The organism is Acinetobacter sp. Ac_5812 (assembly GCF_013072695.1).
GTDB lineage: Bacteria > Pseudomonadota > Gammaproteobacteria > Pseudomonadales > Moraxellaceae > Acinetobacter.
On the sequence record NZ_LXUK01000001.1, the window covers coordinates 300,670 to 317,767 of the forward strand.

Annotated in this window: 16 protein-coding genes; 9 read left to right on the forward strand and 7 right to left on the reverse strand. The window is 41.8% G+C overall.

All coding sequences use genetic code 11. From position 1 onward, the window contains the following. Positions 1-5: 5 nt before the first annotated feature. Together A7P55_RS01470 and A7P55_RS01475 are read left to right on the forward strand one after the other, a co-directional pair. Positions 6-761, forward strand: coding sequence for an alpha/beta hydrolase (locus A7P55_RS01470; protein ID WP_171550832.1), 756 nt, complete (start codon positions 6-8; stop codon positions 759-761). Positions 762-785: 24 nt separating this feature from the next. Further along, positions 786-1,946: a porin gene (locus tag A7P55_RS01475; RefSeq protein ID WP_171550833.1), complete on the forward strand. Its 1,161-nt coding sequence runs from the start codon at positions 786-788 to the stop codon at positions 1,944-1,946. 343 nt (positions 1,947-2,289) lie between these two features. On the opposite strand, the gene blaOXA is transcribed toward A7P55_RS01475, so the two are convergent. Beyond that, on the reverse strand, positions 2,290-3,132 hold the full coding sequence (blaOXA, locus tag A7P55_RS01480) for an OXA-286 family carbapenem-hydrolyzing class D beta-lactamase (protein WP_171550970.1): 843 nt from the start codon (positions 3,130-3,132) through the stop codon (positions 2,290-2,292). A 684-nt stretch (positions 3,133-3,816) separates the two neighbouring features. On the opposite strand from blaOXA, the gene omp33-36 reads away from it, so the two are divergent. Beyond that, positions 3,817-4,761 carry a porin Omp33-36 gene (gene omp33-36, locus A7P55_RS01485; RefSeq protein ID WP_289847002.1) on the forward strand — a complete coding sequence of 315 codons (945 nt, stop codon included), beginning with the start codon at positions 3,817-3,819 and terminating at the stop codon, positions 4,759-4,761. Positions 4,762-4,881: 120 nt separating this feature from the next. Here omp33-36 and A7P55_RS01490 read toward each other — a convergent pair whose 3' ends face one another. Next, positions 4,882-5,532, reverse strand: a complete 651-nt coding sequence (locus A7P55_RS01490; protein ID WP_004657203.1) for a response regulator transcription factor — start codon at positions 5,530-5,532, stop codon at positions 4,882-4,884. Positions 5,533-5,881: 349 nt separating this feature from the next. On the opposite strand from A7P55_RS01490, the gene msuE reads away from it, so the two are divergent. Both msuE and sfnG read left to right on the forward strand, forming a co-directional pair. Next, complete coding sequence (msuE, locus tag A7P55_RS01495) at positions 5,882-6,622, forward strand: FMN reductase (RefSeq protein WP_005297521.1); 741 nt, start codon at positions 5,882-5,884, stop codon at positions 6,620-6,622. A 27-nt stretch (positions 6,623-6,649) separates the two neighbouring features. Beyond that, the gene (gene sfnG, locus A7P55_RS01500) at positions 6,650-7,756 is read left to right on the forward strand and encodes a dimethylsulfone monooxygenase SfnG (RefSeq protein ID WP_171550834.1); all 1,107 of its coding nucleotides are present in this window, start codon (positions 6,650-6,652) and stop codon (positions 7,754-7,756) included. A gap of 77 nt (positions 7,757-7,833) precedes the next feature. Here the strand turns inward: sfnG and A7P55_RS01505 are convergent, their stop codons facing one another. Then, positions 7,834-8,247 (reverse strand): AsnC family transcriptional regulator, encoded by a 414-nt coding sequence (locus A7P55_RS01505; RefSeq protein ID WP_171550835.1) that lies wholly within the window; start codon positions 8,245-8,247, stop codon positions 7,834-7,836. 104 nt (positions 8,248-8,351) lie between these two features. On the opposite strand from A7P55_RS01505, the gene A7P55_RS01510 reads away from it, so the two are divergent. Then, positions 8,352-8,894 (forward strand): cysteine hydrolase family protein, encoded by a 543-nt coding sequence (locus A7P55_RS01510; RefSeq protein ID WP_171550836.1) that lies wholly within the window; start codon positions 8,352-8,354, stop codon positions 8,892-8,894. A gap of 59 nt (positions 8,895-8,953) precedes the next feature. Here A7P55_RS01510 and acs read toward each other — a convergent pair whose 3' ends face one another. Continuing rightward, on the reverse strand, positions 8,954-10,897 hold the full coding sequence (gene acs, locus A7P55_RS01515; RefSeq protein WP_171550837.1) for an acetate--CoA ligase: 1,944 nt from the start codon (positions 10,895-10,897) through the stop codon (positions 8,954-8,956). A 337-nt stretch (positions 10,898-11,234) separates the two neighbouring features. Here acs and A7P55_RS01520 point away from each other — a divergent pair, with 337 nt between their 5' ends. Both A7P55_RS01520 and A7P55_RS01525 read left to right on the forward strand, forming a co-directional pair. Next, positions 11,235-11,798, forward strand: a complete 564-nt coding sequence (locus A7P55_RS01520) for a DUF805 domain-containing protein (protein WP_171550838.1) — start codon at positions 11,235-11,237, stop codon at positions 11,796-11,798. Positions 11,799-11,930: 132 nt separating this feature from the next. Beyond that, the gene (locus A7P55_RS01525) at positions 11,931-12,902 is read left to right on the forward strand and encodes a mechanosensitive ion channel domain-containing protein (RefSeq protein ID WP_004803649.1); all 972 of its coding nucleotides are present in this window, start codon (positions 11,931-11,933) and stop codon (positions 12,900-12,902) included. Here the strand turns inward: A7P55_RS01525 and A7P55_RS01530 are convergent. Then, a complete protein-coding gene (locus A7P55_RS01530; protein WP_171550839.1) occupies positions 12,891-13,601 on the reverse strand; it encodes a 16S rRNA (uracil(1498)-N(3))-methyltransferase in 711 nt (236 codons plus the stop codon). The two genes, A7P55_RS01525 and A7P55_RS01530, sit on opposite strands and share 12 nt — an antisense overlap. Continuing rightward, a complete protein-coding gene (locus tag A7P55_RS01535) occupies positions 13,598-14,917 on the reverse strand; it encodes a 3-deoxy-D-manno-octulosonic acid transferase (RefSeq protein ID WP_171550840.1) in 1,320 nt (439 codons plus the stop codon). Before A7P55_RS01535 ends, A7P55_RS01530 begins: the two co-directional genes overlap by 4 nt. Before the next feature lie 268 nt (positions 14,918-15,185). Here A7P55_RS01535 and A7P55_RS01540 point away from each other — a divergent pair, with 268 nt between their 5' ends. Next, positions 15,186-15,920 carry a Hint domain-containing protein gene (locus A7P55_RS01540; RefSeq protein ID WP_171550841.1) on the forward strand — a complete coding sequence of 245 codons (735 nt, stop codon included), beginning with the start codon at positions 15,186-15,188 and terminating at the stop codon, positions 15,918-15,920. 101 nt (positions 15,921-16,021) lie between these two features. Here the strand turns inward: A7P55_RS01540 and A7P55_RS01545 are convergent, their stop codons facing one another. Then, positions 16,022-17,086 (reverse strand): alkene reductase, encoded by a 1,065-nt coding sequence (locus A7P55_RS01545; protein ID WP_171550842.1) that lies wholly within the window; start codon positions 17,084-17,086, stop codon positions 16,022-16,024. Positions 17,087-17,098: the final 12 nt, after the last annotated feature.

Below are 17,098 nucleotides of genomic sequence, written 5' to 3' on the forward strand. Positions count from 1 at the left end.
ACGCCATGAAGCTTTATGATAATTCTCGAACGGTTGCAAATGAGCAGGATATTCTGATGGACTTTCAACAGCGTAGTCTGTTGAGCTATCAGCAACACCCCTGTATTCAGAATATTGCCTATGCCGAAACAACTCGATCGTGCTTAGATCTCTTTCCTTTAGCGCAGGCACGTAAAACCGTCGTGTTTGTACATGGCGGCTATTGGCAATGGTGCAATAAATCCGATTTTGCCTTTATCGCCACTGATGTTCTTGCCAACAATATGCAATGTGTCTTACTTGAATATGACTTGGCCCCGCAACGCAGCATGGGCGAAATCGTCCAGCAAATCCAACAAGCGCTTGATTTTATCCAACAACAAGCATGGAGCACTCAAGAGATGATGTTGGTTGGGCATTCTGCGGGGGCTCATTTATCGGCATTAATGCTCACCCATCCTGCTGTAAGTGAAGCCGTTTTATTGAGTGGCATTTATGATCTCGCCCCCATTCAACAAACCCATTTAAATGCAGCGTTGAATCTCTCGGAATATGAGATTCGGCAATATAGTCCCATCCATGTCGAGGCCGCTGTCCCAAAGCCCTATGCCATTTTCTGTGGCGCGCAAGAGCTCGATGAGTTGATTGGGCAAAGCCAGTCGTATTTTCATAATAGGAAATCCATCGACCCAGACTTTGTCTCTTTCCAACTACTGAATAACACAGATCATTACAATATCTTAGATGAATATTTTCATCGGAGATTAACCGCTCACCCTTAAATCTATACACGGACGTATTTGAAAATGGTTAAGTTCAAACTTCAATACCATCGGGTTTTTATTGCCCTGAGTTTTGCACTCTGCTCTTCGGCATTTGCACAAATTGAATTGATCAATCAAGATCAGATTCTCAATGAGCAGGACAACTTTAAACTGAGCAGTGCCGGCAGTCTCAGACTGCAAGCCCTGAATTTCGATCAATATCAGCCTTCCAATGCAGGCCAGAAATATCGTCGCAATGGCTATAGCGCAACCAGCAGGATCTATCTCAATAGCGACTATAAAATTAATGATGATCTGCATTTGATCACGGGTTATCAAAATTTTATTAATCCAGCCAAAATTTTAGATTGGGATGGGCATTATCAAAACAATGATGAGCGTCTGACCACAGAACAAGCCTATGCGGGAATCTCGAGCCATCACTACGGCAGCTTAAAATATGGAAAAATTTATAGTCTGTATTACGATGTGGTTGGGGCTAAAACCGATCTTTGGGACTACAGTACGCTGGCTCAACCGCAAACATGGAGCCCTTTTGCCTATTTCGATGGGACTCAAGCGGCCAGTAAGACTTTAAGATATGAGAAGAAAACCAAAAATATTGATTTTTATGCAGCTTATTTATTTGAAGATCACACCAGTCTGAATCAGCTTCGTTATCAACGCAAATCTGGTCAAGAAGCCGCTGTCGATATTCACTTAAATAAAAACTTAAACTGGGCGATTTCATGGAAACACAACAAAGCTCAGCTGCAATCTGACCATGCAACATCTAAGCTCTCTCAAGACATGCTTGCGTCCGCCCTGTTCTACTTTGATGGGACATGGATGCTTAGTACAGGTGCAGGCTGGTATAAAAATCTATTGCCTAACTTTGATGCACTCAATCAAACATCAACTCAATCTGTTGAAAGCCTGTTAGACACGGAGGCTTATGGACTTGAATATTATGCAGGCTATCATGTCGAGCTTGACCATCATGGCATGAAATACATCCAACCTTATCTGATGGGGAATTATTTAAAATATCGTAGCGGCTATGATTTCTCTCGACGTGACCATGGCATTGGCGTGGCGATTCGTTTCAATCACGGTTTTGGCTTTGACTATGAACGCCTGTATACCCAAGACAGCAACCATACACCTGACATGCATTTATTTCGCTTACGCTACGAGTGGTAATCACGAAATTTAATTCACTCATATGGGCTAAACGTTTTGAGTCTCATTACACATACCAAGTGATCTAAACGTTTTGCCACTGAATTTCTATTTTAAGTAAAATCAATCATATTTCACTTGGGTTATGCGCTTGCTTTTCCACACTTGAATGCATTTAAAAATCGAAAAATTCTATTCTAAATATATAAATTATCAATTTTACAAATTACTTTCCAGAGAACATAATTTAAGCATACAGAGATTGCAGAATTTACCCCCTAACCCTCTAGGATGTTTTCTCCCCCAAGCTAAACATCCTTTCTCAGCCCAGCTTTCCCCAAAAGCTGGGTCTTTTTTTGCGTATTTAATGGGCTAACAACCCCAACTGTTGCAAGGCTTGATACACAATCACTTTGCGTGCATCTGCATGTTCAGGCTGACTCATTTGCATATTCAGTGAGAAGGCAGTGATCTTACCATTTGGCTGTTCAATCCAGCCTGTCCACCATCCCACTTGCGGGCTAACATCCATGCCCCAACCACTTTTGGCATAGATTTTGGTTCCCTGAATTTGATCCACCAATAACATCGCTTTGACTTGTTGCTGGGTCGGCTGGTCAAAGGGCAGTTTTTGTTTTGCCAACGCATAGGCAAAGCGAACTTCTTCTATGGGGGTAATTTTTAATGGGCCAACTAACCAGAAATTATCGACTTGTGTCCCAATATTTTTATTGCCATAACCCACGCGCTTCACTTCACGGGTCATCAGTTCCAGACCAATACGTCGCGCCAGTTCTTGATAAACGGGTACCGCCGATGCCTGCATCGCCTCAGCTAAGCTTAAATCTTTTTCCCAACTACTGAATGCCCGCTTTTTGCCATCCCATTTAAACACTTCATCTGATGTAGTCTTATGATGTTGTATCCCAATCAAGGCATTCAACATTTTAAAAGTTGAAGCAGGGATATAGCGCTGTTCTGCACGATCAAGATCATTGCCATAGCTGTGAATTTTCTTGCCATCATAAATCACCAAAACACCACTGGTTTGGGCACTCTGGAATAAACTTGAGATCTGCTGCTGCTCATTTTTTTGTGTCGAGAGCTGTTGTTTTTGTTGGCTAAAATTTTGACAAGCGGCCATGGGAATTGCAAAAAAGATGGCTGTAAAAAGGGCCAGACCTTTTAATTTTTTCGACATCATCATAAAGCTGGAAAAGTAGAATAATCTGTCACTATAAGTGTTTTGTCGCTGTTGTTCTGTAGTGTTATTTTCATCAATACTTTGTAAAAAAACAGACAAAAAAAAGCTCAGCCTTGGGGAAAGCCGAGCTAGTAAAACGATGATGTAAAAACATCAAAAAACTCAAAAGAAAATGTTATGAGATATTTAAATGCAAATTAGATATCCCTTGCTTTGCATTATGTGAATTAGCTCTCACAAAGTAAAGTTGATTAAATAGATCGGGTTTATCGTTACAATCGATTTTGTTGATTGTTCATTTAAAATCAGATTTATTTGATGCTTTTGGTTTATATTAATGCACAGTCAATAATATGAAATTATGCAAAGCAGGTCTCATAAAAACAGTAGAACAATATTTCAATACACACTTTTATCGTCAAAATTATGACAATAACAAGAATGATTTAAATGAAAAAACCGATTACAACAATTGAATAAACCAATTGAAATATTTACGGATGACATTCTTATGACATCACTTATCTTGTTAAAAAATAAACTTATCTATTTGTTAGATATATATTTTATAAAAGGTTGACAGCGTTTTTCTTAATTGTTCATTTATTATACACCGCCTGATCGGTATTTGTTCATTTATCGGAAGCTCAAATTTATTACATTGACTTCATACTTTGTTACAATACAATGGCTCCAACTTTACTCTTTATTGTTTTAAAGCTGGAAATTATTATGAAAAAACTCGGTTTAGCCACTGCTTTAGTTTTAGCCATGACCGGTGCTCACGCATACCAAGTAGAAGTTCAAGGTCAGTCTGAATTCATCGACGCAAAAAGCAACAATGACAAAGACTTCACTGGTGCTGCTCAAGGTACTTACTACTTCAAAAATGTAGATGCTTCTAAAGGTCCTTTAGCTGAAGCTGCATTCTTAAATCAAGCATCTAATGTTTCTGTAGCTTATAGCTTTGCAGAATTAAGCGGTGACGAAGTTGCAACTGTTAAGAACAATTCTTTCGGTGCAAAAGGTGAAGCTTACCTTCCAACTCCTTACTTACCTGTGTATACAAGTGCTGCATACAGCCACTCACAAACTAAGTCCGAAGGTAAAAAAAATAATGGTGACCGTTTCGCATTAGAAGTCGGTACGATGCTTACTCCTAATTTCTTAGTTGCTGTTGGTTATACGAACATTGCTGATCAATTTGCTTTAGACGCAAACAGCGTCCTTTCAAATGGTATTGCTAAATCAGTCGCTCAACCATTAGTTATCGGTGAAGACCAAGATGCGATCACTGCACGTACTAAATACGTAGGTAACATCGATGGTACAAACATGGCTGTAGGTTTTGAAGCTGGCCTTGTTTACGGTGACTTCCAAGCATACGAATTGAAAACTGACGTATATGTGACTCCTAAGTTAAGCGTTGGTGCTTCTTATGCTGAAGCGAATTTCAGCTCTAACCCAGCAAATGAAGACAACTTCTCTGCAATCAATTCTGCTTGGGGTGCAAACGTAAACTACTTCATTACTCCAGCAATTGCTGTAGGCGCAACTTATGTTAACGCAAATGCGAAACATGAAAGCACTGATACACAAACTATCGGCTTAAACGCGAAGTTCCGTTTCTAATATTGGATTTGGGTTCTACATAGAACATCTCATTCATCATAAAAAACCAGTTCTTAGGAACTGGTTTTTTATGATCTCGTATTCTACAAAATGAGAAATGGGCTTTCTCATTGCAATACATTACATCTTTTTATCTTCAATATTTAAGGCACTAATCGCCAAGACCGCCTGAGTACGATTTTGTACCCCCAGTTTACGGAAAATTGCGGTGACATGTGCTTTGATTGTGGCTTCTGAAACTTCTAATTCATAAGCAATTTGCTTATTCAATAAACCTTCGGCCACCATCATCAATACGCGGAACTGCTGTGGCGTGAGTGATTGTAAACGTTCGGCTAAAGCGGTTTCATCTGCTGCACGCGGATCAAAGCCTGCATGAGTCGGTAAGTTCGGTGGTAACCAGATCTCACCTTCCAAAACATGCTTAATCGCTTCACCAATATGGCTTGGATGTGAGGATTTTGGAATATAGCCCATTGCCCCATGTGCAATCGCACGCTGAATAATTGAAACTTCTTCATGTGCTGAGACCACAATAATCGGAATTGCAGGGTATTGTGCGCGCACATACACCAAAGCAGAGAAACCCGACGCACCCGGAAGATTCAAATCCAGCAATACCAGATCAGGCTCTGCACCATGCTCTAAACGTGCATAGAATTCATCTACATCTGCAGTCTCTTGGATCTGCGCCTGAGGCAAACTATAACGAACCGCTTGAATCAAAGCATGTCTAAATAAAGGATGGTCGTCTACAATTAAAATATTCATAAGCGCTTAAGCTATCTGCAAGTACGTCACTGTACGATGTTTATTTAAATTCAATCCGCTTAAGCCTATTTTCAATTCAAGGCTAGGTCAAGCACAAGGTACGATTTATTTCCTTTTCCCGCAAAATAAATCAAATATTGATATAACTTGATTAAAATCATCTTTGCATAAAACAGATTCAAAAATCTTGAATAGAAACAGAAAATTAACGACCTAAAATTTGATATTTATTGTGATTTATCGACATATCTTTAAAAAAGATAAGCTTGCAGCATTTCCTTATTTTACAGCTTGGCATGCGGTGTAGATAAATAAATAGCAATTCGAAATGATCTTTTAGGCCGTTATTATGTCCAATCACAATACCCTCTCAACTCCCCTTAATATTGTTGCCGTATCTGGTGGTTTAAATAGTCCCTCAAAAACAGAAAGTTTAGTTCAGGCGATTCTGGATGAGCTTTCTGAAGCGATTAATATCAAAGTGCATTTCGTCAAGCTCAGTGAAATTGGACCTTTATTGGGTGGGGCCATTTATCGTAATCAGCTGCCACAACGCGTACAAGATGATCTCGCAGCGGTAGAAGCAGCAGATGCACTGATTGTCGGCACCCCAGTTTATCGTGCTTCATTTACAGGTTTATTTAAACACTTTTTTGATTTTGTTGAACAGACGGCTTTGGTCGATGTACCCGTCCTACTGGCGGCTTCTGGTGGCAGTGACCGTCATGCACTGGTCCTAGAACATCAATTACGCCCTTTATTCAGTTTCTTCCAAGCACAAACCTTACCGATTGGGGTCTATGCCACTGATCGTGATTTCACGCCTGAATATACGGTTAAAAGCGAGCAATTGTCTGATCGCGTGACCTTAGCCGTGGCACGTGCCTTACCCATTTTAGAATGGGCACCAGCCAAAGGCCAACGTGCAGCGGCCATCAAAACCAAAACTGAGCAAGCCAATCAGAATCTCGGTATCAACAAACAGATTGAACAAGCAGAAGTCTTACCATCTGCGGCAGTACCCAATCTGGATGCAGCTGAGTCTCGCTTACACCCGAAGTCAGCCAAGAATTTAACCCACGTCGCATAAACCATATCTGTTATGGAGGATACAACGATGACAATAACAGCATCCGCAATTAAATTTGCCTACTGGGTTCCCAATGTGAGTGGCGGTCTCGTTGTAAGCAACATTGAACAACGTACTGACTGGAGCTATGACTATAATGTGCGCTTAGCACAAGCAGCGGAACGAAGCGGCTTTGAATATGCCCTCACCCAAATCCGTTTTACCGCGGGCTATGGCGCAGAAAACCAACATGAATCGGTCAGTTTTAGCCATGCGTTATTAGCAAAGACCGAAAAACTCAAAGTCATTGCGGCGATCCTACCTGGCCCTTGGAAGCCTGTACTCGCGGCTAAACAGCTGGCAACCATTGACTACCTCAGCCAAGGGCGTATTGCGATTAATGTGGTCAGCGGCTGGTTCCGTGGCGAATTTGATGCGATTGGCGAACCTTGGCCTGAGCATGATGAACGTTATGTTCGTTCCGAAGAATTTATTCGTACCCTCAAAGGTATCTGGACAACTGACAATTACAGCTTTGACGGCAAATATTATCAATTCCAGAATTACACGCTTAAACCGAAACCTTTGCAAAAACCTTATATCGAAGTGTTTCAAGGCGGCAGTTCCCGTGCCGCACGCGATATGGCTGCACGTGTATCGGACTGGTATTTTACCAATGGCAATAGCGTTGAAGAAATCAAAAAGCAAGTTGATGATGTCCGCAGCAAAGCAAAGTTAGCCAATCGACAAGTCAAGATTGGGGTCAATGCTTTTATTATCGCACGTGATACTGAGGAAGAAGCCAAAGCAGTCCTGAATGAAATCATTGCTCAAGCCAATGTCGAAGCGGTGAATGCCTTCGGTGATGCGACTCGTGAAGCAGGTGCAGCAGCCCCTGAGCGTGAGGGCAATTGGGCAAAATCGACCTTTGATGATCTGGTGCAATATAACGATGGCTTTAAAACCAATCTGATCGGGACGCCACAGCAAATTGCAGAACGCATTGTGGCCCTAAAAAATGTCGGGGTAGATTTGGTTCTTTCTGGTTTTCTGCATTTCATTGAGGAGGTTGAATATTTTGGAGAAAAAGTTCTACCGCTGGTCCGTCAACTTGAACAACAACAGGAGCATCATCTCGCAGCAAAATCAGCGTAGTTTTCAGCATTAAATAAGAAGAAAAACAAAAGAAATGGCAAATACTCCCCAAGGCTCGGCTTGGGGCTTTTTTTATTTTAACGGGTCTCAATTTCTCGCATGACGGTTTCAACCGAATAACGGCACCACTGCGACAGCTGCTCAATAAATTCATTCAATTGTGATGGGTTAAAGTGGCTGACAATCATATAACAGGCATTACCGAGAATTTTAAAACATTCATCTACCTGCTCATATTGTTTGACCAAACGCTCAACCTCAATAAAAGCTTGCTGATCATTCATAAACAATTGGATGAATTGTTGATGTTCATATTTTATCGCGATGGTGTAATTTTTGATAATGCCTGCATCCATTAACTGTGCAATACGAGCACCCACTGCCTGCCCAGTACGATGCACGCACTGTCCAATTTCTTTATGGCTTAAACGCGAATCTTGTTTCAGCAATTCAATAATTTTTAGATCAATCGGATCAAGTTCAATATTCATTTTTCATTAGGAAAGAAAACCAGCAACAATGCTTTCATCTGAATATAGCCGATTTCTGCGTTTCACCCTACTCTTGTTTTATCTTAACGCTGGAAGAAAAAGTGATGAAACAAGCCTTACTGATTATTGATGTGCAAAACGATTATTTTAAAAATGGCAAAATGGAATTGGTCAATCCAGAGCTTGCTCTGCAATATACCAACCAATTAGAAGATCATTTTATCCAAAACAATTTACCGATTATTTATATTCAACACGTAAATCCGACTTCTGCCAGTTTCTTTCAGGAAAATACCGTAGGTGTTGAATTACATCCACAACTGAAAGTGACCGAGAACTCAATCATTGTTGAAAAACATTTTCCCAATAGCTTTCTGGAAACCAATCTTCAAGCGTTGTTACAGCAGCATCAAGTTGAGCAGTTAGTGATAACTGGCATGATGACCCATGTCTGTATTGATTCGGGTACACGTGCAGCCAAAGAACTCGGGTATCAAGCTATTGTGATTGCAGATGCCACGGCAACCCGTGATCTCGAACATGCGGGTAAAACCGTCAAAGCAGCAGATGTGCAAACGGCGTTCTTATCTGCACTGGGTTTCTTCGCCACTGTACAAAACACGGCAGATTTTTTGGCGCACAATTAAATAATACAGATAAAAAAAAGAGCGTTCCATCGAACGCTCTTTTCACATTTGCATCGGGTTTATCGGTTTGGATAAACCGTGGCAATCAAATGTTCAACCACAGCAGGTTCAGCCAACGTTGAGGTATCCCCCAAAGTATCCAATTCATTTGCCGCGATCTTTCTTAGGATACGGCGCATGATTTTACCTGAACGAGTTTTTGGCAAAGCGGGTGCCCAATGTAGTGCATCAGGGGTAGCCACTGGCCCAAGCACTTTACGCACCCAGTTGACCAACTCCTTGCGTAGCTCCTCAGATTCAGCCACATCGGCTTGTAGAGTGACAAAAGTACAAATCCCCTGTCCTTTAATATCATGCGGCATACCCACCACCGCAGCCTCAGCCACTGCAACATGCGAGACTAAGGCACTCTCAATTTCCGCAGTCCCTAAGCGATGCCCCGATACGTTGAGTACATCATCGACACGTCCGGTAATCCAATAGTAACCATCAGCATCACGACGTGCACCATCACCTGTGAAATAGTAATTCTTAAAGGTCGAGAAATAAGCCTCGATAAAACGTTGTGGATCACCCCAAATGGTCCGCATTTGACCTGGCCAAGAATCCTTAATCACCAGATTGCCTTCAGTCGCACCTTCTAGCTCATTGCCCTCTCCATCCACCAGTGCCGGTTGAACACCAAAGAATGGACGTGTTGCAGAACCTGGTTTTAAGGCAGTTGCACCCGGTAATGGTGAAATTAGAATGCCGCCTGTCTCTGTTTGCCACCATGTATCGACAATTGGGCAACGACCTTCACCCACCACTTCATGGTACCAGTTCCATGCTTCTGGATTGATCGGCTCACCCACCGAACCAAGTAGGCGTAAACTACTCCGATCACTTTCACGTACATAAGCATCGCCTTCACGCATCATGGCGCGAATCGCAGTCGGTGCTGTATACAGAATGGTGACGTTATGCTTATCAATCACATGACCGATACGTGCCCAAGTTGGATATTGTGGAATCCCCTCAAACATCACCGTGGTGGTGGCATTACTGAGTGGCCCATAGAGTAAATAACTATGTCCTGTAATCCAGCCTACATCCGCAGTACACCAATACACATCATCTTCACGCAGATCGAAGACTTCTCTAAAAGTGGTATTCACATACACCAGATAACCGCCTGTGGTATGTAACACACCTTTCGGTTTACCTGTTGAACCTGAAGTGTACAGAATGAAGAGCGGATCTTCTGCTTTCATCGGTTCTGGCGGACAGTGTTCGTCTACCTCCATGATGGCAAGGTGATACCAAACATCTCGTGCTGCATTAAACTGAATTGGATTCCCTGTACGATGCACCACAATCACGTTTTCAACACTGCTGGTACCATCAATTTCTAAAGCGGCATCCACGTTTTCTTTCAGTGGCAGTAACTTTCCACCGCGCATGCCAGCATCCGCAGTAATCACCAGTTTTGCTTGGCAGTCTTCAATACGACTGGCCAAGGAGTCTGGCGAGAAGCCACCAAACACCACACAATGCACGGCACCAATACGTGCACAGGCCAGCATGGCAATTGCCGCTTCAGGCACCATCGGCATATACAGCACTACACGATCACCTTTGCGAATACCTTGCTTCTTTAACACATTGGCAAAACGACACACTTCATCATGCAGTTCAGAAAACGAAATGATTTTATGACGCGAAGGGTGGTCACCTTCCCAAATAATCGCTGGCTTTAATGGATTATCTTTAAGATGTCGATCTAAGCAGTTGGCTGAGACATTCAGCTCACCATCCGCAAACCATTCAATTTTAAAATTATCTTGATTAAAACTGGTATTTTTGACCTGTGTAAATGGTTTGATCCATTCAATCTTGCTAGCTTCCTCTGCCCAAAATGCTTCAGGTTGCTCAATCGAATGTTGGTAACGTTTGAAATAGTCTGCTTCAGAGATTCTTGCCGTTTCTTTGAATTTATCAGGCACTGGGTAGATTTCTTTCATAGCTCACTTCCTTGGTTTTTTATCTCATACCTTAGATGTTCTCATCTATTACACGGGTATGTTTTGTTCTCACTTGCAGTATTGACACCATTGACAAGCGCAAACAATGCGGCTTTGGTCGTAGAAATGTCAGGACTTTTAATCTTTCAATCTTGTCTTAGTTTTAGGCTAAAATAGCAAAGCCGACGCTTTTACGATCCATTTCTTTTCAAAAATTTACTCAAAATAATTTAAATTTGAACTGCTTGTCTATGCTTTTTGTTCTTAAAATAAGTGATTATTTTGATCATTGCCAAAAGCTTAAAAGATTTAATAATCAGAAAAATAGGAATGCACTATGTTTGACCCTGTAATAACACCCCAAGTACAACCAATCAATGACCATCCACTTTCTCCTAAAGGTCGTTTTAACCGTCTCAGCTATTTAGGTTGGTACGGTTTGCTCAGTTTGGCTTGTCTGGCTGCATTTATCTTGATCTTTGCTTTCGCGGGTATTTTTGCAAGCCGCAACGTCGATGATGCCATATTTAGTGCGTTTCCAGGCATGTCTGTCTTTGCCATGATTGCAGTGTGGTTGGGTGCCTTTTATTTGCAAATCGTGCTTTTGATTCGTCGCTTACATGACTTGAATAAGACTGGCTGGCTATGCTTGTTGCTATTGGTGCCCGTGATTCAACTGCTGTTTACCTTATACGTTTTGCTTGCACCAGGAACACCGCATCGCAATGACTACGGTGATGTTCGCCCATCTCGTGGATGGGAAAAAATACTGGCATGGCTGATGATTTTGGTCACCTTACTGATGATGTCTGGTATCTTCATTTTTGCGTATTATTTTGCCAGTCCAGATCTCTGGGAAGCACCAACCCAAATCATTCAAAATACCACCGAATATTTTTAAACGACCGCATCCAGCGAATTGATTTAATCATCATGGGAAGTAAAGACTGAATTTTCACATGCGTATTGGGTATAAATTCATTATGATTGCTTCCCTCATTTACTCCTTCCTTTGCGAAATAGAGATCTTGCTGTGGCAAACGAACAAACAACATTGACTGAAGTGGCAAAAGATACAGGTGCGCTGATTCATCAAGCCAGCACCAAGACCACTGAAACGGTCTTGGCTCATACTGAAAAGTATCACGATGCCTATACCACCATTGATAAAATTATGGACAGCTTTTGGGAGCGTATTCCCTATATCGGTATCGCGATTACAGTTTTCATTATCTTTTGGCTGCTCACCAAGTTGTTTAAACTCTTTATTCGCAAGACTTTAGAAAATCGCAGCTATACCCGTCAAAACCTAGTCCTAGTACTCAATCGTGTCGGTAGTACCTTTATTATCTTCTTTGGCTTCTTGATTGCGTTGGTGATTGCCATCCCAGGCTTTACGCCAAGTCAATTGATTGGTGCTTTGGGGATTGGTTCGGTTGCGATTGGTTTTGCTTTCAAAGACATCTTCCAGAACTTATTGTCCGGGATTCTGATTTTGATCAGCGAACCGTTTCGTATCGGTGATGATATTGTCGTAAATGGCTTGGAAGGAAACGTTGAAGATATTCAAATCCGAGCAACTTTCTTACGCTCTCCAGATGGCCGTCGCATCGTGATTCCCAATGCTACGGTGTACACCAGTGCAGTCACAGTCAACAATGCCTATCAACGTCGTCGTTGTGAATTTGTGGTTGGTATTGGCTATGAAGATGACATGCAAAAAGCCAAGAAGATTATTCTCGATATTCTGGATCGTAATTTGAATGTACTGAGTCAACCAGGTTTCTCGGTCAACGTCACCGCACTGGCAGATTTCTCAATTAATTTAACAGTACGCTGGTGGGTCAATACCACTGAAACCACTACCTCAGCCTCTATCAGCGAAATTCAAGAATTGGTGGTGACTGCTTTTGACGAAAAAGGAATTTCAATTCCTTATCCAGTGCAGGAAGTCAAAGTCTATCGTGGTGATCAATCTGAGCTGAGCGATGCTTTAGACAAATAATCGCCCTAAAATATTCGATACGGCTGTTTCAGTTCGCAAAATTCGGTTGCCTAAGCTCATCGCTTGGCAGCCGTTTTTTATCAGCAGATCAACCTCATAGGGAATAAATCCTCCCTCTGGACCAACGATCAAACTACAAGACTGTTGAATTGCATACGGCATTGGCTGCTCTGCATAGGGATGCGCCACAAAAGCAGGCTGTTCTGCGCTGATCAACGTCGGTAAAACATCTTCCACAAAAGGTTTAAAGCGTTTATACAGTTGGATTTCGGGTGCAATAGTATCGCCCGCTTGTTCTAAACCTAAAGTTACATAATCATTCAGTTGCTGTAAAAACGGTGTTTGCCAATAGCTCTTATCCACTCGATAACTATGAATCAGGCTAATCCGTTCCACGCCCAAGGTCACAGCATCCATAATGATGCGACGTAATACTTTAGGACGTGGCAAGGCCAGAATCAGATGCACGGGAAGCTTTGCAGGAACCACTTCTGTTTGTACTGGACGAACCCTAATGCATTCTTCGCTGATAGCCACCACCTCAGTTAAGTAGCGCTGATCTGCACGAATCCCAACCTTTAAGGTATCACCAACATTCAGCTGTAAGTGCTGAGCTAAATGCTGTAATTGTCTGGGCTGGCTAATCTGCCAGACCTCCGCCGAAACACACTGATCTGGCTCGAGTAAAACAATATTCATGACGATATGGTTTGCTGTAAATAGTGATCAAGACACTGAATATGCTGCTGTAGTGAGCCTTTATTTGCTTGTAGAACCCGCTGAGCCTGTGTAACCAGTTGCTGAGCCTGTGCATCATGCTCTAGACAGGTTAATAATTGCTGCCCCACCTGCTCCGCATCCGCTCCAATCAGAATCCCATGCTGAGCCACAAACTCATCCACAATAGTTTGAAAATTGAAATAACGCGGACCAATGGCGGTGGGCACATTCAAGACCATCGGCTCTAAAATATTATGCCCGCCACCCGGCTCATTCAATGAACCTCCAACAAAACAGGCTTGGCTCAAGGCATACCAGAGCCACATTTCCCCCATACTATCGGCAAGGAAGACTTGGGTATCCGCTTGAATCGGTTGTTGCAGACTACGGCGTTGCGTTTTTAAATTCAAACTTTGGCAAACTTGATATACCTCATCAAAACGTTCTGGATGACGAGGCACCACAATACAGAGTAAATTCGGATTTGAATTTAAATGCGACTGCAATTGTTTCAGCACACTGTGTTCTTCTGGTGCATGCGTACTGGCTAAAGTGATGATCTGACGATTCGCCAATTGCCATTCTTGTTTGAGTTGCTGTGCTTGCATGACAAAATGCTCTGGTGCAGCAATATCAAATTTAATATTGCCAACCACCTGACTTTTGACTGGATCAAGACCTAGATCGACATAGCGTTGTTGCGTTGCCACATCTTGGGCCAATAGCCAAGTCAACTGTTGCAGCATCGGTTGAGTTAAACGACGAACCTTGCCATAACCTTTGGCCGATTTTTCGGAAAGACGTGCATTCAATAAAATACAGGGAATTTGTTGCTGTTGTGCTTCGGCAATAAGATTTGGCCAGATCTCTGTTTCAACCAATGCCAATAGCCGAGGTTGATACAGGTTAAAAAATCGTTTTAATAATGCTTTTTGATCGACAGGCAAATATACCGCCTGAAATAAATCGAGATAGGGTACTTTTAAAAACAGGGATTTTGCCCGAGCTTGCCCAGTCTTGGTGGTATTGGTCACTAAAACGGGATGACCTAATTTTAGATAATGCTCTATCAAAGGTTGAGCCGCGTTGGTTTCACCAACAGATACCGCATGAAACCAAATTGCCCTTAAATTTTTAGCAGGCTGAAACGGCCCAAAACGCTCGATACATTCCTGCTGAAACAGCGCATCACTTTCTGCCCGTTGTTTGATTTTCCAACGGTATAAGGGCTTGATACAAGCCAATAAAACGTTATACCAAAACGGTGTTTGCTGTGCTGCTGTGTTCTGCGCCATCCGAGACCATAATTTACAAGGTGATTCCTGCCCATTATGCGGAAATTTATGATGTTTTGACAGTTAGACTTTTAAATGTGTTTTGAAGAAATATGGACTTCCTTTCTATATGCTTAGGCCAAATTATCTTGTAAATTAGCCAATTGCGCGATTTAGTCAATTACTTAAAGAATTGATATGTTTTCACTCTAAAAGAAAAATCTATTTGAAATTTCATTAGATCACGACACAACCATGAAAAGAAAAAAACGAACAAGGGGTTAAGCAAATGTATACTGTCCATAAACAAAAAGGATGTTTTCCAGCGGGAACTCGTATCCTCACAGAGCAAGGTCTAGTTCCAATTCAAGACATTAAAGTGGATGATATGGTTCTGTCCAAGCCAGAATCTGGTGAGGGCGAGCTTTGCTATAAACCTGTTATAAGCACAGCTTCTTATGAAGATAAAGAAATTTGGGAGCTAACATACTTTCAAGTTAAAGCAACTACTGATATCTCAAATTTAAATAAAGGTAAATTATTGCAGCTATCTAAAAAGGGTCAAATGAGTACAATTATGACCACTCCGAACCATCCATTTTGGGTTAATGGTATTGGCTGGACACGATTGGATGAATTAGAGAATGGACATATCCTTCAAACTAAAGATATAGACATTGTAATACTAGTTTTCAGTGTACAACCTCGATATAAAACAGATAAGCCTTTTGTTGCTGCATCCTATTCACCGAGAAATATATTTGACGCTGATAAAAAAGGCTTTGATATAGATAACGTTGATTATTATTTCTTTCTAGAGCAGCACCCAGATGGGCATCGAAAATACATAGGTAATGGTGATAACCCAAGCCCATTGATATTAAAAGAACATGACCCAATTTATGTGTTAAATGAAGCCTTTTCTACAACCGCTTTCCACTTGGAAATTGCTGACTATCATACATACTTTATTTTTAATGACGGTTTGTGGGTACATAGTACTGATTGCCCTCAAGCCTTCTGATGTTGCACCTCGGTTTCCGGAGATCCGTTCAGGTAATTAAAACAAAAACTCATGCAATTTTGGTAAATCACATGAGTCATTTTTTAAAGTTTTAAAACAGATTAAGCTTCTAACTGTTCAAAAGCAGGATAATCGGTATAACCCTCAGCACCATCACCATATAGCGTTTGTGGCTGAAGTGGATTTAAAGGCAAATCATGTTGTAAACGTTCAAATAAATCAGGGTTCGCGATATATTGTTTACCGAATGAAACTGCATCCGCTTGGCCTGTCGCCAAAATACGTTTCGCAGAATCCGCGGTTAAACCTTCATTGGCAATCCACACACCTTTAAATTTCGGGCGTAATTTTGGTAACACACTATCCTCAGCTTCATATTCACGCGTGAAAATAAAACCAATATTGCGTTGATCTAATTGCTCAACCACATAACCAAACGTTGCTAATGGATTTTCATCGCCCATATCGTGCGAATCACCGCGTGGGGCAAGATGTACGCCCACTCGACCAGCACCCCATACTTCGATGAAGGTATCTACAACTTGGAGCAATAAACGCGCACGGTTTTCAATTGAACCGCCGTATTCATCATCACGTTGATTGGTTGTGCTTTGTAGGAATTGATCAATCAAATAACCATTCGCTGCGTGTAATTCCACACCATCAAACCCAGCGGCTTTGGCCTGTTCAGCAGCATTTCTATATTGCGCGACGATTTCTTGAATTTCTTCATGTGATAAGGCACGTGGTGTCACAAAAGGACGCTTTGGACGAAGTAAGCTCACTTCACCCGTAGGTTGAATCGCACTGGGTGCCACAGGTGTATCACCATCCAATAAGTCTGGATGTGAAATACGACCGACATGCCACAGCTGAACCACAATTTTTGAACCTTGTGCATGTACAGCTTCAACAATTTTATGCCATGCCTGCGCTTGTTCTTGGGACCATAAACCTGGCGTATTGGCATATCCCGCTGCTTTTGGGCTAATCACCGTTGCTTCGGTAATAATAAGGCCAGCATTGGCACGTTGTTGGTAATATTCCACCATCAAATCGTTTGGAATACGTTGTGCACCACTACGCGCTCTGGTTAAAGGAGCTAAAACCAAGCGGTTTTTAATCGTGAAATCACCTACTTGCAAAGTAGAATTTAGTTCAGCCATGATCGCCTCAAC

Coding starts and splice junctions, on each gene's coding strand:
- sfnG (WP_171550834.1), top strand. CDS start 6,650: ATGACAATAACAGCATCCGCAATTAAATTTGCCTACTGGGTTCCCAAT.
- acs (WP_171550837.1), bottom strand. CDS start 10,897: ATGAAAGAAATCTACCCAGTGCCTGATAAATTCAAAGAAACGGCAAGA.
- blaOXA (WP_171550970.1), bottom strand. CDS start 3,132: ATGATGATGTCGAAAAAATTAAAAGGTCTGGCCCTTTTTACAGCCATC.
- A7P55_RS01470 (WP_171550832.1), top strand. CDS start 6: ATGAAGCTTTATGATAATTCTCGAACGGTTGCAAATGAGCAGGATATT.
- A7P55_RS01540 (WP_171550841.1), top strand. CDS start 15,186: ATGTATACTGTCCATAAACAAAAAGGATGTTTTCCAGCGGGAACTCGT.
- A7P55_RS01535 (WP_171550840.1), bottom strand. CDS start 14,917: ATGGCGCAGAACACAGCAGCACAGCAAACACCGTTTTGGTATAACGTT.
- A7P55_RS01530 (WP_171550839.1), bottom strand. CDS start 13,601: ATGAATATTGTTTTACTCGAGCCAGATCAGTGTGTTTCGGCGGAGGTC.
- A7P55_RS01545 (WP_171550842.1), bottom strand. CDS start 17,086: ATGGCTGAACTAAATTCTACTTTGCAAGTAGGTGATTTCACGATTAAA.
- A7P55_RS01505 (WP_171550835.1), bottom strand. CDS start 8,247: ATGAATATTGAACTTGATCCGATTGATCTAAAAATTATTGAATTGCTG.
- A7P55_RS01520 (WP_171550838.1), top strand. CDS start 11,235: ATGTTTGACCCTGTAATAACACCCCAAGTACAACCAATCAATGACCAT.
- omp33-36 (WP_289847002.1), top strand. CDS start 3,817: ATGGCTCCAACTTTACTCTTTATTGTTTTAAAGCTGGAAATTATTATG.
- A7P55_RS01490 (WP_004657203.1), bottom strand. CDS start 5,532: ATGAATATTTTAATTGTAGACGACCATCCTTTATTTAGACATGCTTTG.
- msuE (WP_005297521.1), top strand. CDS start 5,882: ATGTCCAATCACAATACCCTCTCAACTCCCCTTAATATTGTTGCCGTA.
- A7P55_RS01475 (WP_171550833.1), top strand. CDS start 786: ATGGTTAAGTTCAAACTTCAATACCATCGGGTTTTTATTGCCCTGAGT.
- A7P55_RS01510 (WP_171550836.1), top strand. CDS start 8,352: ATGAAACAAGCCTTACTGATTATTGATGTGCAAAACGATTATTTTAAA.